The following is a 15,618-nucleotide window of genomic DNA, read 5'->3' as shown; positions in this document are numbered from 1 at the left end:
CCATCAGCAATGAAGAAACATAATATATTTTGGCTGCTCCTGCTAGGTGCAAATGTTGCCAATGCACAACACGGACTCAACTCCATTTACTCGGCCTTTGGCATCGGCGACCTTGAAACACGGGATTACAGCCGCAATTTTGGCCTGAGCAGCACGGGCATTGCCGCAAGGCCGGTCGGGTACCTGAACGATCTTAATCCGGCCTCCTATAGTGCTATACCTACCCAGAACTTTATGCTCGACTTATCCCTACGGGCGCAAAGCATCAGTTACGACGGGAAAAATTTAAATCAGACAGCCGGCGATCTGAACTTCAAACGCCTGGCCATCGGTTTTAAAGCTGCCAAATGGTGGGGCATGAGTGCCGGTATTACACCATTCAGCAGTGTGGATTATAAAATCCTGAGCAAGCAATATATCACGGGTAGCGGCGCCGCTGTTACCGGCACCATGACGGGTACCGGCGGACTTAACAGGGCCTATATTTCCAACGGCTTTCGTATCTCCAAAAACTTTTCGGCAGGTGTGACTACCAACTTCCTCTTTGGCCCGATGGATGTATCGCAGTCCGTAGGTTCCGACTCCATCGTTACCCAGCGACACTCCTATACTTTCAAACCAAACTTCACGGTAGGCGGGCAGTACCAGGGGAAAATTTCCGACAAATGGGTACTGGGGCTGGGTGCTACGTATCGCTTCCAAACAAAGATGAAGCTGCAGCAGAAACTGAATATCATCAACCAGGATGAAACCGTGCTGTTTACTGAAGACAGGGACCCTTCCTGGTTTACACTGCCAACAGAAATCGGCGCCGGCATCTCGCTATCCAATGGGGCGCTTACCTGGGTGGCTGATTACCGTAAGCAGCAATGGAACGGGCTGAATAACAAAGGGACCGGCTACTATTACCAGGATGGTGAACGCTATTCCACTGGTTTTGAATATGCCCTGCAAAAGCAGTACTATAACCGCTCCTACGAAGGCATGACTTTCCAGGTGGGCTTTAGCTATAACAAATCGCCCCTGGTGATTAACAACACCCCGGTGACGGATAAATCCGGCACCCTCGGATTTTCTGTGCCAAGCAAAAACGGTGCATTGCGCTATTACATAGGCCTGGAGGCCGGGCAGCGCGGCACCAGTAACAACGGCCTGATTAAGGAGAATTACATCAATGCGGTGTTTAACTTCAGCCTACGTGATATCTGGTTTATTAAGCGGCATTACGATTGATCTGTTTTGTATCTGATGTATAACAAGGGCGCCTCTGGAATCAGGGGCGTTCCTATTTTATATCCTTATTCAGTCTGCATTCGATTGAATTAGTAAATAGGGCGATATTATCTGATTTTGTCTATCTTCGGTCACCACAAAGCCGAGATTCCGTATAAATCGCTATCGAGCATGGTAGAAAGTGTAACGTATTTGCTAAATAGAATTGCCTACTTACGAGATGAGAAGGCCTACCAATCTATCTTTCTTCATTTTCACCCCAGGTTATTCAGATTTTGTTTCAGCGTATTAAAGGATGCGGAGGCATCGGAGGAAATCGTGTCCGACATCCTGCTGAAGGTATGGACAATGGACCACCGGCTTAACTTTATTGAAGATATTGAGCTGTATCTTTTCAGGGCGGCCAAGAACGCCTGTTTTACCTGGATATCCCAACAGAAGCGGAAAGCCACTACCGCATTGGAAGACTTCGATACGGCAGACACCAACAGTTCAGCAGAAAATGTATATATCCGCAATGAAACCAAGCGGGAAATTGAATATGCCATCTCTACCCTCCCGCAGCAATGCCAGCTGGTTTTCCGGTTGGCGAAAGAAGAAGGCTTTTCGTACAAACGTATAGGAGCGGTGCTGGACATCTCCCAAAATACCATAGAATCCCATATGCGCACCGCCCTGAAACGCATCCGGTTACAGCTCCAGAAGTACCTGGAAGGCAGGAAATAACCTGGTTCAAAAAAAATTTCAATACGCTCTCACGGTAAATACCTTTTTGATAGTCTTATACTCTGGACAAATGGATGAAAACACAGAAAAACGGATTTATGACCTGTTATCAAAGAAAATGACAGGAGATGCCTCCACGGAAGAACTGCAGGCACTGGAAAACCTGCTATTCAGGTATCCTGAATTCCGTTTTTTGCACGACGAGCTGGGCAAACCTGATTATGACCAGGACGCAGCAGCCGAGCGGGCTTTACAGGCATTTGCCGTGCATTATTATGGTAAGTTCAGCCAGGATATGGCTGCAGCCGGCCACGATGATAAGGCGAGTACCAGGCTGTTAGTACCTATTGTAAAGCAACGTTCGGGAAAAGTATGGCTGAAAGCTGCGGCAGTAATTGCCGTACCATTTTTGCTGGGGCTGGGATTTTATCTCTCCCTGCATGATACAGAAGCAGATGACATCAGTGCAGGCAAAGACGTAAGCGAGATGGTTACCCAGAAAGCATCAAAATCAAAAATCCGCCTGCCTGACGGTACCACCGTAATGCTGAATGCAGATAGTAAGATTTCGTACAGCAAGAACTTTGGTGCGCATTCAAGATCGGTTATACTGGAAGGGGAAGCATATTTTGATGTAGTGTCGAACGCGGAATCTCCCTTTGTGATACATACCGAGAATGCGGATATCAGGGTATTGGGAACAACATTGAATGTCCGGTCTTACCCGGGAGAAGCAAAATTCGAAACCTCCCTGATTAATGGGAAGGTAGAAGTCTCCCTGAAAAACAGTAAAAAGGCATTTATTCTGAAGCCTTCAGAAAAACTGGTGCTGCCGAAAAATAACGTTAGCGCATTAAACCTGACCCAGGTCAGGATGCTGGATTCCGCCGTGGTGGAAACTGCCTGGATCAAAGGCCAGCTTAGCTTTGTAGACGAACCATTTTCAGCCATAGCAGCTGAATTAGAGAGACAATATAATGTGACTTTTGAATTTAATAATACCGATGCTATGCAACACAGATATACCGGTATTTTCGACAAGACCAAAATTGAAGATGTGTTAAATATATTAAAACTGATAAAACCATTTAACTACACCATTACCAACAATACAGTGATCATTTTTTAAATACTAATAAATAAAAAATAACTACCAGGTGAACAACTAAACAGTGAATAAACTGATAGGGCTTTTCGTGCCTGTAGGAAGCGTTATGTCAATTAAAACCAAAATCTAATTTATGAAAGGGAAATTACGTTGTATTTTCAAGGGACATTCCTTGCCCGTTCGTACGCCTGTGCTGGCGCTAAAACTGATCATGTTGCTATTGATCGCATTGCAGGTATCGGCCGTGAACAATGCACAGGGGCTGATCAGCCTGAAATCAAAACACATTGCCATTGATGAAGCATTTAAGCAAATAGAGCGTAGAACCACTTATCGTTTTTACTATAGCAAGGAAGATTTCAGCAGCTATAAACCGCTGGATATTGCTATTGAAAATGCCAGCATTGATCAGGCACTGAAAGTTATTCTGGGTGAAACTGACATCTCCTGGAAAATCATGAATGATACTAAAGTTGTGCTCTTCAAAGCCGGCAATAAAGCGGTAAGCCCGGCTGCAATTATTCATGGCACCATCACTGATTCCAAAGGAGATCCTATCCCGGGTGTATCCGTAGTGATCAAAGGAACCACCAAAGGCACTACCACCGGCGGTAACGGTACATTCACCCTGGAGGCTGCCGATGGCGCCACGCTGGTAGTTTCCGCCATTGGCTTTACCACACAGGAAATAAAACTGACTGGTGAAAAAGAATTACATATTAAGCTGGAAGTATCGTCGATCAACATCAACGAAGTAGTAGCCATCGCTTATGGTGTACAAAAACGCGTGAACCTCTCCGGTTCCGTTAACACTTTAAACAAAGCGCAGATTGTAAACAGGCCGGTGACTTCCCTTACCAACTCCCTGCAGGGATTAATTCCCGGTATGGTGGTAATGGCGCGCCCCGGCGATGTAGGCAGCGATATCGGTACTATCAACGTGCGCGGACGCGGTAACCTGGGCACTTCCAGCCCGTTGTATATCGTGGACGGCGTACCGGTGACTGCCGGCGACTTCGCCCGGATCAACGGTTCTGACGTAGAAAGCATGTCAGTATTAAAAGATGCGGCGGCATCTTCGCTGTATGGTTCCAGGGCTTCTTTCGGTGTGATCCTCGTAACCACCAAAAAAGGTAAATCCGGTAAGCCTACCGTACAATATAACGGCTACTACGGTTTCCAGAAAGCACTTGTGTTACCTAAATGGCTGGGCTCCTATGACTACGCCACCCTGAGCAACGAAGCGGCGACTAACGCCGGCGGTACACCCGTATATAACGCAACGCAGCTGGACAAAATCAAGAATGGCACCAGCCCTGACAGCTTCCCAAATACCGACTGGTATTCACTGGCACTGCGTAACTCAGCGCCTATCACCGAGCACCAGGTAAGTGTGTCAGGTGGCGGTACCACACGTTACTATTTTAGCGGCGCATTCCTGAAACAAGGTTCTTTAATTCCCGATAAGGATTTAAAGAGATATTCATTCCGTTCAAATGTAGAATCACAGGTATCTGAGAAATTAAAAGTTGGAACAAACCTTTCCTTCATCCGGGACGAAATCAACAGCGAAAGCGGCGCACTGAGTTTTGTGAGCTTAAACCGTGTTACACCGCTGCTGGTAAACAAGCAATCCAACGGCGAATGGGGAAGCATCAACGGTGGCGTGATAGACGCTACCCTTGCAAAGGATAACCCGGTTAGAATGCTGCAGGAAGGCGGCAGAAGCTCTTCCGGCACCAACCGCTTTATTGGAAACCTCACCGGTACCTATACACCGGTTAAGGATTTAGAAATCATCGGTCTGTTCTCCTACAACAATTTCAATTACGATAGTTCTCAGTTTGTTAACAGGATGGATCCTATTAACAACTTCAATACCGGCGTGCCTATTGCATCTACCGCAGTTACAGTAAACGCATTAGGTGAATCCTGGCAAAACACCACCAACCTGCTGGCACAATTAACTGCCGGCTACAGCAAAAAAATAGGCAAGCATTCCGGCCAAATCCTGGCTGGTACATCCTTTGAGAACAATAAAGCCCGCTACATTAGAGTAATAAGGAAAAACTTCGTTACCAACGGGCTGGATGCGATCAATGCCGGCTCTACGGATCCGTTGAATACTACCGCAGCCGGTGGTATACAGCAATATGCGCTGTTCTCCGTTTTCGGCAGACTGAATTACACTTATAACGATAAATATATCCTGGAGGCTAACCTGAGAGGTGATGAGTCATCCAGGTTTGCGCCAGGCCACAGATGGGGTTACTACCCTTCTTTCTCCGGTGCATGGCGAATTGGGCAGGAAGATTTCATGAAAAACAACCGTGTCATCTACGACCTGAAATTAAGAGGTTCCTGGGGTAAATTAGGAAACATCAACAACGTGGGTAACTATGATTTCTATGATGGTCTGGTTTCTTCTACGGTGGGTATCCTGGATGAAAAACAACAGGATGGCGTTTCTCCGGGCAAGCTGGCAAACCCAAATCTTTCATGGGAAAAAACAACCATGGCTAACATCGGTGTCGATGCGGGCTTCCTCCAAAATAAGCTTTCCCTCCAGTTAGACGTATTCCATAAAGTAACCAATGACATTCTGCTGCAGGATGCCTCTGTGCCTTACGAAGCAGGACTTACAGATAACCAGCTCCCATCCAAAAATATGGGTAGCGTACAAAACAGAGGTATTGAGTTAACACTGGCTTACAGCGATCGCATTGGCGATTTCAACTATAGCGTAGGCGGTAACTTCTCCAAAGTGCAAAACAAAATCCTGTCGCTCAATAACCAGGGTACTGATAATATCAATAGCTACTACATTCAGCGTGTAGGCGGCGCCGTTGGTGATTTTTATATGTATCAGGCGGATGGTTTGTTTGTAACTGATGCAGAAGTGGCAAAGCATGCGAAGCAGTTTTCCGGCACTAAAGCGGGCGACATCAAGTATGTTGACCAGGATGGTGATAACGCCATCACCGCAGAAGACAGGGTGGTGACTGGTAATGATGTACCATACCTGACCTATGGCCTCAATGCTTCCGCCAGTTATAAAAACTTTGATTTCTCCATCATTGGCCAGGGTGTTTCAGGGGTAAAAGTTTACCTGGAATCTGAAGCTTCACAGGCGTTCTTTAACGGTGCCGGTGTAAAACAGTATGTGCTTGGCCGTTGGACGGCTGCTAACCCTGATCCCAACGCTGCGTATCCACGTGTGTTAAGGTCGGCTGCTAACTCTCAGAACCTGCAAATGTCCAGCTTCTGGCTGTTTAATGCAGATTATTTCAGGATCAAGTCACTGTCCATAGGTTACACCATTCCTGACCGCGTAATGCAGCGTGCACATATGCAGAAGCTGAGAATTTATATGTCCAGCAACAATCCATTTACCATCAGAGGGGATAAGCGGATGAAGGATTTTGATCCGGAGTCAGCTTCTACGAGAGCGGGCTATCCACAGCTGAAATCCTGGTCGTTTGGCATTAACCTCACCCTCTAAAATGTGTTTTATGAAAAGATCAAATTTATATATATCAATATTGTCAGTGGGCTTGTTCATGAGTTGTTCAAAAAAGCTCGAGCTCACTCCCAACGATACCATTTCAACAGGTTCCTTCTGGAAGTCGTCCAACGATGCGCGACTGGCGCTGAATGCCTGTTACGGCTACCTGCAATACGGGTTTAACTACGCCTACGACGATGGCAAAACCGATAACACCTATGCGCAATATCCATGGGAAAGCACTGCCACCTATGTAAGTGCGGGTAACGTTGATCCTTCTATTGATGCGGGTTATGCCAGCAGGTATCAGTCCATCAGAACCCTGAATTACTTCCTGGCCAACATCGACAAAGCACCCGTTGATGATCAGACCAAAAAGCAATACATTGCTGAGGCACGCGCCATCAGGGCGTTTGCATACTATGAGCTAACGGCTACCTTCGGCCCTGTGCCCTTGATCAAAGCGCAGTATAACGATCCTTCCGAAACTGCCGTAGAGCCTACGCCACAGGCGGACGTTATCAATTTCGCCATCACGGAGCTGCAGGCTGCCGTGCCGGATTTACCCGCTTCCTACTCAGGTGGCACCGGCAATGAAACAGGACGCATCACATCAGGTGCAGCCTGGGCCATGCTCACCCGCATTCAGCTGCATTATGCAAAATATGCGGATGCTGTAGCCAGCGCCCAGAAAGTGATGGGCATGGGATATGAACTGTTCCGCGTAGCGGCGGTTTCCGCTGCTGATATGAGCGACGACTTTTCCACATTCGTAGATTTCGCAGATGCTGCTGATAAGGATAAGTTCTACAAAGGCTTGTCCAGCTATGAACAACAGTTCTGGGCTGCCAACGAGCAAAGCAATCCGGAGATCATCCTCGCTTCCCAGGCGATCACTAATTCTTCCTATAGCTGGGGCAACGGGCTTAACACCCTGTTACCTACTTCTGCGTTGGGCGGCTGGAGTTCCATTACGCCTACACAAAGCCTGGTAAACGCCTACTGGAACAGGAATGGCAGCAGTTTTGTACCGCAAACACCTGCTACCCGCGCCATTAATTTCAATGATGGCAACGCCAATGCAGCGTTTTATGCAGAATTTAAAAACAGGGATACCCGACTGTATGCCAGCATTCAGTTCCCTTCTGCCACCTGGAACAGGTATTCACCAGGATTTACCTTTACCTGGAAATCAGGCGCCAATAACAACAACAGTAAAACCGGCTATAACTTCCGCAAACTGGTGGACCCGGTGTACAACACCACCGAATGGGATGGTGCGCAGGATTTCCCCATTATCCGCTATGCTGAAATACTGTTAGCGTATGCAGAAGCTAAAAATGAAGTAAGTGGTCCTGATGCCTCCATCTTTGATGCCCTCGACGACATCCGTGACAGAGCGGGCATGCCGGCAGTTAACCGTGCGGCCAATAATACAAAGGAAGCACTGCGTGAGTTGATCAGGAACGAAAGAAGGATTGAGCTCGCCGGTGAAGGCCAGCGCTATTACGACATACGTCGTTGGAATATTGCTGCTGCTGTGATGACAGGTATTACCGATCTGAATAATTCTTCCGTACAGGCAAGGGTTTGGAATAACAATTTTGTGTTGATGCCTTATCCGCAGTCGGCTGTAGATAGAAATGCGAAGTTGAAGACGGCGCAGGCGGCGAAGGGGTATTAAGGAATATATTTTCAGTTGAAAAAAGGGTTTGGTGGACGCGAGTTCACGAAACCCTTTTTTTTATTTTTGTAGCATTGTTATTTTCTTAAAATTCTCCTCCTCCCCCAAATCCCAATACCACCATTTATCCGGATTATCCTTTTCCTTTTCAAACCTGCGGTGGTAGGCTATTTTAAATATAGAGAGATATAAAATCCATACCCGGTCAAGTTCACGTAAAGGCAGCTTTGCTATCTCCTGCAATACATGCATTTTTAAACCGAATCTTTTAAGCAGTACACAGCAAGTGTAGGCGGGCTTTATCCTTATCTTGTAATCACTATCCCTCCCGGGTTAACATCTCCTTAAACCAATACCCCGAATCCTTTATAATCCTCTGCTGCGTTTCGAAGTTCACATACACCAAACCAAAGCGCGCCCGGTATCCTTCGGCCCATTCGAAATTATCCGTTAGTGTCCAGGCGAAGTAGCCATCTACCGGAATACCTTCCTGGCGGGCTTTTAGCACCGCGCCTATATACTCCTGGAAATAGCTGATACGTTCCGTATCATGCACGCAGCCATCGTTTTGCAATACATCCGGGAACGATGCACCGCCTTCCGTTACAATTAGCTTTTTCACACCTTTATACGCACCAAATTGTTTGAGGATTTCATACAGGCCGTTCCCGTTAATCTCCCATCCGAGGCCGGTTACAGGCACTTTTCTATCTTTTGCTTTCACTTCGGAAACGCCGAGGTAAGGCATAAAAGCATTATATCTCACCACTAAAGGAAAATAATTCTGGATGCCTATAAAATCGAAATCAAAAGCGAGCTTTTCCCAGTCGCGCCAGAGCGCATAACGTTTACCAATTTTTTTTAGCAGGGGGAAATCATCTACCGGGTAACCCAGGCCCAGCGAGGGTTCTATAAACAATCTGTTAAAAAGCGCATCCGCCCTGCGCGCTGCATACAGGTCTTTTTCGTTATTGGTATAAGGGATAATCTGTGAGCAGGAAAAAGTGGTACCAATGTTCGCATCAGGCATTTCTTCCCGGATAATACGGGCAGCGCCGGACTGCGCCAGCACTGTATGATGCACCGCCGGCAAAAAATAAGACAATCCGAATTTACCAGGTGCATGCACGCCCAGCATATAACCCAGCGCAGTATAGCCAAACGGCTCATTCAGGATAATCCAGTTGCGCACTTTTGCACCATACTCCCGGATGCAGATGCGTGCATATTCTTCAAATGCAAACACCACACCCCGGTGGCACCAGCCGCCTTTTTGTTCCAGTGCCTGTGGCAGGTCCCAGTGGTAAAGGGTTATATAAGGCTCCAGCCCTACTTCCAGGCAGGCGTCAATTACCCGATGGTAAAATGCGATGCCATGCGGATTAATTTCGCCGGTACCTTTTGGTAAGATGCGGGACCAGGCGATGGAGAAACGGAAAACAGAAAAGCCCAGGATTTTCGCCAGTAGTATATCCTGCAAAAAACGGTTGTAGAAATCAGTTGCTACCTGTGCATGGCTACGATCCTTGATCTTACCTTTGCGGGCAGAGAAAGTATCCCATATAGAAGGTCCCTTACCATCATCGCTGAAGGCTCCTTCATTTTGAAAAGCGGATATCGTAACACCCCATAAAAAATCATCCCCAAAATCCTTACGGCTAAAGGGCATGCCGGTATTTTGCATAAGCAAAGTGATGATCTGACCGCAGATTACGACTATTTACTTGAAAAAATAATTATGAAATTGTTAACCTGTTATTTGGGAACGGATAAAAAAAAGAAAATACCTGTTATTTTTGATGATCACCGTAAACAGCGAGCATAGACAATGACCAGAAAATTTATCAATATTTGTATCCTCTCCAGCTTGACGGGCTTATTTTCCTGTGGCCAGTCCACTACCAGGGTAACTTTCAGCTTTACCACCCCGGATACGCTGAATAATATGGTACTCATCCCTGCCGGCACCTATGGTATGGGGGCAGATGATAATACCGGTGTGGCGGATGAATATCCTAAACATAACGTAAAGGTAGACAGCTTTTATATCGATGAACACGAAGTAACCAATGCGGAATTTGCCCTGTTCGTATCTCAAACGGGCTATGTGACCACCGCAGAAAAGCCGATTTCCAAAGAGGAACTGATGCGCGGGCTGCCTCCCGGCTCCCCTGAGCCCGACAGTAGCATGCTGGCCGCAGGAGCTCTGGTGTTTACCCCACCAAATCATGCAGTGCCCTTCAACGATGTTTCCCAATGGTGGAGCTTTGTACCTGGTGCCAGCTGGCGCCATCCCGAAGGGCCCGACAGCGATATCAAAGGCAGGGAAAACCACCCGGTTACACAGGTATCTTATGAAGATGCCGTAGCCTTCGCCAAATGGGCCAATAAGCGACTCCCTACCGAAGCAGAATGGGAATATGCCTCCCGTGGCGGACTAAAAAACCAACTATATCCATGGGGCACCGAGGCACTCACCGCCGGCAAGCCTAAAGCCAATACCTGGAACGGAAATTTCCCCTATAAAAATACTGCCACCGATGGCTTTACCGGCACAGCGCCTGTAAAATCGTATGCGCCTAACGGTTATGGGCTATACGATATGTCTGGCAACGTTTGGGAATGGGTGCACGACTTATATAATTCAAATTATTATGGGAAAGACGGTGAGCTGTCAGTGAATCCTACCGGCCCGGCGGAAGCGTTTGACCCGGAAGATCCGGGGCAGATCAAACATGTGATCCGTGGAGGCTCTTATATGTGTAGCGATGAATACTGCCGCGGCTACAGGGTCTCCGCCAGGATGAAAACCACGCCGGAATCGGGATTGGCTAACCTGGGTTTCAGGTGTGCGAGATCTTTAAAATAGTCGAGTATAGAAAAGGTCGCCTCAACAGGCGACCTTTATCATTAAGTAAATTTAAGCTGTAGAATGGCGCCAATATTTTATTTCGATTTCTTCAGATTGATCAGGATCACCCCATCTGCACCTTTCTCTCCGTAAAGCTTTTTAGCACTTTCTCCTTTCAGCACATTAATGGACTGGATCATATCCGGCTCAATATTTTTCATTTCTCCTTCTGTGATCTCTTTCCCATCCACTAAATACAGGGGGTTATGACCTGCTTTAGTACCCACAATTCTGATTACCTTTTTACTGGTATCTGTGCTTACTCCCATGGCACGGCCCTGAATTGTTACCGCTTCTACCACACCTGAAGTCTGCTTTGATTTTTCAACAGTTTTCCCCCCATAACCGGTTACTACTCTTTCCGGTTTTGTAGTGTCAGCGTTGTAAGTCACCACAATACGCGGGCGCTTGCCGGAACTGTCAATAGTAGTGCGTACATCATCCGCCCTTACAAACACCACCTCTTTGGCTTCCATGGTATATGTGTCTTTATCACCTTTTGGTCTTTCAATCACCTGTACCTGGATGGAATCGGACTGTTTGTCGCCTTTCTCCAGCCTGATGATCCGCACTTCTTTTGGCTTGCCGGTATCCGCCAGGGGTGCGGCTGAAGGCTTAACGCTGGCAATTGCAACGGGCTGCGGCCTGGCGGCTGGTGCCGGGTTAGGCTCCGCTTTCACGAACGGGATAATTTCGGATACTACATTGGTAGCGGCGCGACTATAATTGAGTGATAAAACGATCCCTCCTACTAAAGCCCCGAGCACTACATAGCGTATCATGTGATAGGTTGATGATTTCTTTTTGTTCATCATCATAATTCTTGTTTTTAAGTGTGAGAAATTGAAATTGTTTGCGATGGCCGTCGCATATGGGATCCCACTTATTTTCAACAAACTGTACTGATAGTTTTTACGGTCTACTCCCTGGCGTAGCAGGTAACGGTCGGTGATAAACTCTAAGTTTTCACGTATGGCCGATTTCATGAGCCATGCACCGGGATTGAACCAGTAAAAAATGTTATTGATTTCTCCCATTACCACATCCACGCTGTGCCACTGGCGTACATGCACCTGCTCATGCAGGAGTATGTCATCAATTTCTTCAGGCTGGTGTAGTATGGGGTTTATGTAGATGTTACGGAAAAAGGAGAACGGATTTACCGGCGACTGCAATACCTTCACGGGCGTACCATTGATGGCATCATCGGTGGCACTTCTATGGATTTTGTACATCGAGAAAAGCTGAATCATAAAGCGCCCCATCATGATCAGGACCCCTGCCCAAAAAGCATATACCAGCAGATTCCAATAGTTAAAATGTGGTGTTTCCTGCCACTGGCGTAAATCCGGCACATAGGTAAGCACCTGCCCTATCTCTTCGTGCCTGTCTACAAAACTGTTAATATCTATGAGCGGGAATATGGCCGCCACCAGGATACCGAACAACAGGAATACCCTGTTGAGCGTATAAAACGTCAGCTTGCGGAGCCCGAGGCGATAAGCGAGGAAGCATAAAGTGAGCGCCACATTTGCTTTCAGCAGATAGATCAGGATTTCAGGTACCATGGTTGCGATTTTATTTGCCTTTCTCAATCATGTTAATAATCTCTTTCAGTTCATCCGGAGATATCTTTTTCTCCTTGGCGAAGAAGGATACCAGTTCTTTATAAGAGTCAGCGAAGTAGTCTTTCACGAAATTATTCATGAACTTCTGCTTATACAGCTGCTCTTCAATCAGCGGCGAGTATTCGTATACGTTACCTACCTTTCTGCTTTCTACAAATCCTTTTTTCTCCAGGTTCTTGATGGTAGATGCCAGGGTGGTGTATGGAGGAGCGGGCGCGGCATGCGCTTCCAGAAAGTCTTTCACGAAGCCTTTCCCTGCTTTCCAGATGGCTATCATTGCAGCTTCTTCCTGCTGACTAAGCTTTTCCATGGAGGTTCATTTTTTATAATTACGAATGTTTCGTAAAGCTACGAAAGTTTCGTAATTGACCAAATTTATTTTTTAAAGTATCCTCAGCTGTTTTTAATCGTCTGCTTCGCGGACGATTAAAAACAGCTGAGGAGGCCCGGCGGGCCTCCTCAGCTGGGAGAAAATCAAAAGCAGCCATTCAGGCTGCTTTCATCATTTATATTGAATGCGTTACTTAGTTCATGAACTCTGCTAATTTCTTCTCCAGTTCTTCACCACGGAGGTTTTTAGCAATGATCTTACCCTTAGGGTCGATCAGGAAGTTCTGCGGGATGGCGCGTACACCATAAAGGCCTGCGGCGGCGTTGTTCCAGCCTTTCAGGTCAGAAACATGCTGCCAGGTCAGTTTATCCGCATGGATAGCAGCTAACCATTTTTCCTTTTTGTCGTCCAGGGATACACCGAGGATTTCGAAGCCTTTAGGATTGAATTTTTCGTAAGCTTTTACCACGTTCGGGTTTTCAGCGCGGCAAGGTCCGCACCAGCTGGCCCAGAAGTCCACCAGTACATATTTACCACGGAACGATGCCAGGGAAATAGCTTTACCGGTGCTGTCGGCCTGGCTGAATTCCAGCGCAGTGCTACCTACTGCTGTTTTCTTTGCAGCGTCCAGTCTTTTCGCGAACTCTTTACCGGAAGGCAGGTTTTTAGCTTCCTTGCTCAGCTTTTTGTACAGCGGCTCGATGGTTTTTACATCCAGATCGTAACCAGCTACCTGGTTGAGTACAAACAGGGCAATCGGAGAGGAAGTATTAGCATTGAAGAAGCTGGTTTCTATCGCTTTTTCTGCGGCATCCAGGCTGTCGTAACGCGCTTCCAGCGCTTTCATGCCTTCTTTATCCTTAGCCTGAGCGAGGGCGCGGTATTGCTGCTGCAATGCCATATTCACCTCATTCACGCCTTTCAGCTGTTCGCCGAGTTTATTATAGTCGTCATTAGCTTTAGAACCTGTAACAGTTGCTTTGCTGATGGAATCAGTAGTAGTGATGGTTACGGTACTGCTTTCCAGGAAGATGGCAAGCATATCTCTGCGCATGGATACAGATTTGCCGGCGTCTTCCGGTGACAGCATCAGGCTGGCCATAGTTGGCTCTTCCAGCGTGCCGGTGAAAGTGAATTTCCCATCTTTGGTGAGGGTACTATCAATGAAAGTTTCCCCTGATTTACGCATTCTCAGGAAAACTTTGGCAGGTGTTTTCTGGTCAGATACGGTGCCCTGAATGGTGAAAGGTTTTGCAGTAACAGTTTTTTTATCCTGGGCAAACAACAATGCTGGCATTAACAATGCAGCACTTATGAATAATTTTTTCATTGGTTTTTATTTTTACGAATAACAAATTTCCTCAAAAGGCAGCATCTAATCAACCTTTATATGATAAGCGGCTATTGTAACAGCTCTGCAAGCTTTGCCTCCAACGCCTCGCCGCGGAGGTTGCGTGCAATGATATTTCCAGCCGGGTCTACCAGGAAATTGGACGGAATAGATTGAATACCATACTGTACCGCCACTTCATTACCCCAGCCTTTCAGGTCAGAAACCTGCGTCCAACCCAGGCCATCCTGGGTAATGGCACGCAGCCAGCGGGCCTTATCCTGGTCCAGGGAAACTCCCAGAATAGTGAAATTCTTATCTTTATACTTATTATATGCTTTTACTACGTTTGGATTTTCCTGACGGCAGGGACCGCACCAGCTCGCCCAAAAATCGACCAGTACGTACTTACCCTTAAACGATGAAAGCTTTACCAGCTGGCCCTTCGCATCTTCCTGGGCAAAATCTTCCGCCGCTACGCCCAGTGCATTTTTGTAAGCACTTTTTATATAGGCGGTGGCCATTTCACCGTACTTTGAATTTTGTACCGACTTATCCAGTCCCGCAAACATTTGCTTAAATGCTTCCGGTTGCAGCCTGTTGCGTAGCTCATTTAACATCAGCCAGATGCTGGCCACACTCTTCGGATGCGCCGTTACAAAGGCAGTACCCACGGTTACCACCTCGTCCCCAAACGCGGCGGCCTTTTTACGGAAAGCATTCTGCCCCGCCTCGTCAGCACCGGAAATGCTGCGGGCCTCCACATTCAGGTCATTGGCCTTTTTAATCAAAGGCTCAAATGCCTTCTGGTACGCCTGCAGGTCGCGGGTATTTGTGCCACCCTTTACCTCACTGGCAATAGGAAACGTTGTTGCTGTTGTTACCACATGTACGGCCCCTTCCCCGGTTACAAACAGCATCGGATATTCCGTATGCTGCAATATCAGCGCATGGATAGCCGGCTGCTTGCCTGCCTTCACTTTAAAACTGAACTGATCATTTTTTATCAGTACAGAGTCATCCGGGTTATTGTCCTCATCGTCAAACAAATACAGGTACTTGCCCGTACCACCTTTCACCACACCAGATACTACTTCCTGGGCAAATGCAGCGCCAGAGAGCAATACTGTTCCCATAATCAGCAAAAAACGCTTCATAAATT

The 15,618-nt window shown here is 47.0% G+C and carries 12 protein-coding genes; 6 read left to right on the top strand and 6 right to left on the bottom strand.

What is annotated here, in order from left to right:
* Positions 1–9: 9 nt before the first annotated feature.
* The 5 genes from BUB18_RS17425 to BUB18_RS17405 all read left to right on the top strand — a co-directional run bounded on the left by BUB18_RS17425 (position 10) and on the right by BUB18_RS17405 (position 8,256).
* The gene (locus tag BUB18_RS17425; RefSeq protein WP_073083549.1) at positions 10–1,233 is read left to right on the top strand and encodes a BamG family beta-barrel-assembly machinery protein; all 1,224 of its coding nucleotides are present in this window, start codon (positions 10–12) and stop codon (positions 1,231–1,233) included.
* Between the two features lie 171 nt (positions 1,234–1,404).
* On the top strand, positions 1,405–1,959 hold the full coding sequence (locus BUB18_RS17420) for an RNA polymerase sigma factor (RefSeq protein ID WP_073083548.1): 555 nt from the start codon (positions 1,405–1,407) through the stop codon (positions 1,957–1,959).
* Between the two features lie 70 nt (positions 1,960–2,029).
* Entirely contained in the window at positions 2,030–3,088 is a 1,059-nt protein-coding gene (locus BUB18_RS17415) for a FecR family protein (protein ID WP_073083547.1), read from the top strand.
* Between the two features lie 112 nt (positions 3,089–3,200).
* Positions 3,201–6,569 carry a SusC/RagA family TonB-linked outer membrane protein gene (locus tag BUB18_RS17410; protein WP_083550174.1) on the top strand — a complete coding sequence of 1,123 codons (3,369 nt, stop codon included), beginning with the start codon at positions 3,201–3,203 and terminating at the stop codon, positions 6,567–6,569.
* Positions 6,570–6,579: 10 nt separating this feature from the next.
* Positions 6,580–8,256, top strand: a complete 1,677-nt coding sequence (locus tag BUB18_RS17405; protein WP_073083546.1) for a RagB/SusD family nutrient uptake outer membrane protein — start codon at positions 6,580–6,582, stop codon at positions 8,254–8,256.
* Positions 8,257–8,316: 60 nt separating this feature from the next.
* Here the strand turns inward: BUB18_RS17405 and BUB18_RS30195 are convergent, their stop codons facing one another.
* Both BUB18_RS30195 and BUB18_RS17395 read right to left on the bottom strand, forming a co-directional pair.
* Positions 8,317–8,559, bottom strand: coding sequence for a DUF5958 family protein (locus BUB18_RS30195; protein WP_394333106.1), 243 nt, complete (start codon positions 8,557–8,559; stop codon positions 8,317–8,319).
* Between the two features lie 16 nt (positions 8,560–8,575).
* Positions 8,576–9,940, bottom strand: a complete 1,365-nt coding sequence (locus BUB18_RS17395; RefSeq protein WP_073083544.1) for a GH1 family beta-glucosidase — start codon at positions 9,938–9,940, stop codon at positions 8,576–8,578.
* Positions 9,941–10,084: 144 nt separating this feature from the next.
* Here BUB18_RS17395 and BUB18_RS17390 point away from each other — a divergent pair, with 144 nt between their 5' ends.
* Positions 10,085–11,125 (top strand): formylglycine-generating enzyme family protein, encoded by a 1,041-nt coding sequence (locus BUB18_RS17390; RefSeq protein ID WP_073083543.1) that lies wholly within the window; start codon positions 10,085–10,087, stop codon positions 11,123–11,125.
* 77 nt (positions 11,126–11,202) lie between these two features.
* Here BUB18_RS17390 and BUB18_RS29675 read toward each other — a convergent pair whose 3' ends face one another.
* From BUB18_RS29675 to BUB18_RS17370, 4 genes are all read right to left on the bottom strand, one after another.
* Positions 11,203–12,735 (bottom strand): M56 family metallopeptidase, encoded by a 1,533-nt coding sequence (locus BUB18_RS29675; protein WP_073083541.1) that lies wholly within the window; start codon positions 12,733–12,735, stop codon positions 11,203–11,205.
* A 10-nt stretch (positions 12,736–12,745) separates the two neighbouring features.
* The gene (locus BUB18_RS17380) at positions 12,746–13,105 is read right to left on the bottom strand and encodes a BlaI/MecI/CopY family transcriptional regulator (RefSeq protein ID WP_073083539.1); all 360 of its coding nucleotides are present in this window, start codon (positions 13,103–13,105) and stop codon (positions 12,746–12,748) included.
* Between the two features lie 214 nt (positions 13,106–13,319).
* Complete coding sequence (locus BUB18_RS17375) at positions 13,320–14,456, bottom strand: AhpC/TSA family protein (protein WP_073083537.1); 1,137 nt, start codon at positions 14,454–14,456, stop codon at positions 13,320–13,322.
* 71 nt (positions 14,457–14,527) lie between these two features.
* The gene (locus tag BUB18_RS17370) at positions 14,528–15,613 is read right to left on the bottom strand and encodes a TlpA disulfide reductase family protein (RefSeq protein ID WP_073083535.1); all 1,086 of its coding nucleotides are present in this window, start codon (positions 15,611–15,613) and stop codon (positions 14,528–14,530) included.
* Positions 15,614–15,618 lie beyond the last annotated feature (5 nt).

It is taken from the genome of Chitinophaga jiangningensis (genome assembly GCF_900142605.1).
GTDB lineage: Bacteria > Bacteroidota > Bacteroidia > Chitinophagales > Chitinophagaceae > Chitinophaga > Chitinophaga jiangningensis.
Note: the sequence above shows the minus strand (reverse complement) of the source record. Positions and strands in the feature narration are given on the sequence as shown.